We start from the raw sequence: 598 nt of genomic DNA, 5'->3' as shown, positions 1-598 counted from the left end.
ATTAACCGTGGTTTCATCTGCCCATAGCACCGGCTGTTTCAGAAGCTCAGCTTTCATTAACGCCAGTAACGGTTTCAGTTTCTCTGCACAGCTTATCAGCCAGCGGCTCATCGTTTGACGGCTAAGCTCAATGCCGGCCTGATTAAACAACTGCTCCTGACGGTACAGCGGCAAGCCATAGTGCATTTTGCTGCTGATGATTTGGGCAAGCAGACTCGGTGTGGCCATGCTTTTCGGGATAACTGCTGGCGGCACATCGGCAATTTTTATCTCGACCTTGGTGCCGTTGGTCTCACACTGCCGGCAGCTGTATTTCAGCCGCACGTTTCTAAGCACCCGGATTTGTGCTGGGACGAACTCGAGTTGCTCACTGACTTCTTCACCCATTTGATGCAGCGCATGGCCGCAGCAGGTACAGGTTTTATCGTCAATATCATGGATAACATCAACGCGCGGCAGCTCAGGGGCAATCCGTGGGCGGCGTGGCTTAGCGGCTTTCTCAGCGCTCTCGGTCGTCTGATTATCTGGCTCTGTCGCTACTGACTCGTCTTCAATCAGCTGTTCGGCCTCATTTAAGACTTCGCCATCACCTTCGTAG

1 protein-coding gene is annotated in these 598 nt (G+C 52.8%); it reads right to left on the bottom strand.

Annotation, left to right across the window (positions count from 1 at the left end; all coding sequences use genetic code 11):
* Nucleotides 1-598: IS66 family transposase (locus ABD296_RS49930; RefSeq protein ID WP_344285684.1), on the bottom strand; the 598-nt coding region annotated here is incomplete at both ends.

Origin of the sequence: Actinomadura napierensis (genome assembly GCF_039529375.1) — a bacterium.
Taxonomy (GTDB): Bacteria; Actinomycetota; Actinomycetes; order Streptosporangiales; family Streptosporangiaceae; genus Spirillospora; species Spirillospora napierensis.
This window is presented reverse-complemented; position numbering and strand designations above follow the sequence as displayed.